Genomic DNA, 2,842 nt, shown 5'->3' on the forward strand with positions numbered 1-2,842 from the left:
GCGAGGTCCACCCCCGCCACGCGCCCGCCCGAGACCGCGAGGCGGGCGACCTCGGCACCGTAGCGCAGGCGCGCGCCCCGCTCCGCGGCGAGGTCCGCCACCGCGCGGGCGAGCGCGCTCAGGCCCCCGTCCACGGTCCAGACGCCCGCCTGCTCGACATGGGCCACCAGCATCAGCGTGGCGGGCGCCTCGAAGGGCGAGGAGCCGCAATAGGTCGCGTAGCGGGCAAACAGCTGGCGCAGGCGCGGATCGCGAAAATCCTCGGCCAGCGCCGACCACAGGGTGGCGAAGGGCTGGATCCGCCAGAGCCGCGGCAGGCCCCAGGGCCCGATCCGCAGCGCGAGGTCCACGGCGCTCGGCCGGTCGTCGCGGATGAAGGGGCCCTCCAGCGTCTCGTAGACCTCGCGCGAGCGGGCGCAGAAGCGGCGATAGCCCTCCGCCTCGCGGGGGCCCGCGAAGGCCCGGATCGCGTCCACGGAGGCGTCGATGTCGGCGAAGAGGTCGAGCCGCGCGCCGTCCTCCCAGGCGTGGCGGGCCAGCAACCGCGCCGGGCTGAGCCGCACGCGGGCGCCAAGATCCGCGCCGCAATCGCGGAACAGCTCCTCGAACACCCAGCGCATGGTGAGGACGGTGGGGCCGGCCTCCACGGCGAGCCCGCCGACGTCGAGGCTGCGCATCTTGCCGCCGGGCGCGCGCGCGCGCTCCAGCACGGTCACGTCCAGGCCGGCTTGCGCCAGGCGGGCGGCGGCGGCGAGCCCGCCGATCCCGGCGCCGATCACCGCGACGCGCATCGGGGCCCAGCCCGTAATCTCCCTCCCCCCGCAGAGGGGGGAGGGAGGATCGCGCGCGGGCTGTCTGCCCGGGATGTCGGAACACCGCAGGGGAAAAGGCCGGACGCCGCTCCCCACCGGCGAGGCCGGGCGCAGCGTCGGGACCGCACCGGGCGGGCTGTCTGCATCGGCCGGCTCCGCTCGGCGCGTCCAGCACGCGCCACAGGAGAACAGGCTTGATCCCGGCCCCCGGCAATGTCAACATATCTTGACACTTGCTTCGTCACAACAAATGGACAGGGAGTGGCACCATGGATCCCGGTCGACGGATCGAGACGGCTCTCGAGGTGGCGGTGTCCTCGGCGGAGGCGCCCGGCGCGCCGCCGCTGCTGGCCGAGGCGATCCGCTACGCTGTCTTCCCCGGTGGACACCGCATCCGGCCGCGCCTCTGCCTCGCGGTGGCACGGGCCTGCGGCGACGACGACCCGGAGGCCGCGGACGCGGCCGCCGTGGCGATCGAGCTGCTGCACTGCGCCTCCCTGGTCCACGACGACCTGCCCTGCTTCGACGACGCCCCGCTGCGCCGCGGCAAGCCGGCCGTCCACGTGGCCTACGGCCCGGCGCTCGCGGTGCTCACCGGGGACGCGCTGATCGTGGCGGCCTTCGAGGCGCTCGCCCGCGGCGCGGCGCGCCGCCCGGCCCGGCTCGCGGGCCTCGTCGGGCTGATCGCCCGCGCGGCCGGCGCCCCCCACGGCATCGTGGCGGGGCAGGCCTGGGAATCGGAGGCGCACGTGGCGCTCTCCGACTACCAGCAGGCCAAGACCGGCGCGCTCTTCGCCGCCGCCACGGTGGCGGGCGCGGCCGCCGCGGGCGCCCGGCCGCTGCCCTGGCGGCTGCTCGGCGAGTGCCTGGGCGAGGCCTACCAGGTCGCCGACGACCTGCGCGACGTCGCCTGCCGCCAGGAGGAGATCGGCAAGCCGGCCGGGCGCGACGTGACGCTCGGGCGGCCCAACGCCGCCGCGCTGCTGGGGCTGCCCGGCGCGCTCGCCCGGCTGGAGCGGCTCTCGGCGGAGGCGGTCGCGGTGATCCCGGACTGCCCCGGGGGCGATGCGCTGCGCGTCGAGATCGAGGCGCAGACGCGGCTGTTCCTGCCCGAACGCTTGCGCGCCGCCGCGCCTCTCGGCGCAGAGGCGCGCGCCGACGCGGCGGCCTGATGGGCGCCGGGGCCGCCCCGGCCTCGCCGCTGCCCCCGGCCCGGCCCGCGCGCTGGCTGGGCCCCTGGCGCGAGCGCTGGCTCGCGCGCTGGCTCTCCTGGCGCAACGCCCGCATCGCCAGCCCGGCCTTCCAGCGCTGGGCGGCGGGTTTCCCGCTGACGCGGCGGGTGGCACGGACCGAGACCCGGGCCCTGTTCGACCTCTGCGCCGGCTTCGTCTACGCGCAGGTGCTGTTCGCCTGCGTGCAGCTCGACCTGTTCCGCATCCTGGCGGCCGGGCCGCAGGAGAGCGACGCGCTGGCCCGGCGCCTCGGGCTGCCGCCCGAGCGGGCACTGGTGCTGCTGCGGGCCGCCGCCTCCCTGAGGCTGCTGCGGGCGCTGCCGGACGGGCGCTTCGCGCTGGCCGACCTCGGCGCGGCGCTCATCGGCAACCCGGGCGTCGCCCGGATGATCGAGCACCACGCCCTGCTCTACGCCGACCTCGCCGACCCGGTGGCGCTGCTGCGGGGGCAGGGCGGGACGACGCAGCTCGCCGGCTACTGGCCCTACGCGGCCGAATCGGCCGGAGCCGCGGCCGAATCGGCCGGAGCCGCGGCCGGATGCGCGGCCGGGCAGGCGGGGGAGGGCGCGCTCGCACCCGAGGCCGTCGCGCCCTACGGCGGGCTGATGGCGGCCTCGCAGGCGCTGATCGCCGAGGACGTGCTGGAAGCCTACCCGTTCCGGCGGCACCGGCAGCTGCTCGATGTCGGGGGCGGGGAGGGGGCCTTCCTGGCGGCGGTGGCCCCGCACGCGCCCGGCCTGCGGCTCGGCCTGTTCGACCTGCCGGCGGTGGCCGGACGGGCGGCGGAGCGCCTGGAGG

General features: G+C 77.6%; 3 protein-coding genes. 2 read left to right on the forward strand and 1 reads right to left on the reverse strand.

The features are described 5' to 3' along the window. The coding region (locus AX737_RS25445; RefSeq protein WP_156453958.1) for an FAD-dependent oxidoreductase at positions 1-791 on the reverse strand (791 nt) is incomplete at its 3' end. Positions 792-1,081: 290 nt separating this feature from the next. On the opposite strand from AX737_RS25445, the gene AX737_RS25450 reads away from it, so the two are divergent. Both AX737_RS25450 and AX737_RS25455 read left to right on the forward strand, forming a co-directional pair. Next, positions 1,082-1,984: a polyprenyl synthetase family protein gene (locus tag AX737_RS25450; protein WP_066926290.1), complete on the forward strand. Its 903-nt coding sequence runs from the start codon at positions 1,082-1,084 to the stop codon at positions 1,982-1,984. After that, on the forward strand, positions 1,984-2,842 hold an 859-nt coding region (locus AX737_RS25455), incomplete at its 3' end, for an acetylserotonin O-methyltransferase (RefSeq protein WP_245293507.1). The genes AX737_RS25450 and AX737_RS25455, both read left to right, overlap by 1 nt.

The sequence above is a fragment of the Methylobacterium sp. CCH5-D2 genome, assembly GCF_001556475.1.
Classification (GTDB): domain Bacteria; phylum Pseudomonadota; class Alphaproteobacteria; order Rhizobiales; family Beijerinckiaceae; genus Methylobacterium; species Methylobacterium hispanicum.

Coding starts and splice junctions, on each gene's coding strand:
- AX737_RS25450 (WP_066926290.1), top strand. CDS start 1,082: ATGGATCCCGGTCGACGGATCGAGACGGCTCTCGAGGTGGCGGTGTCC.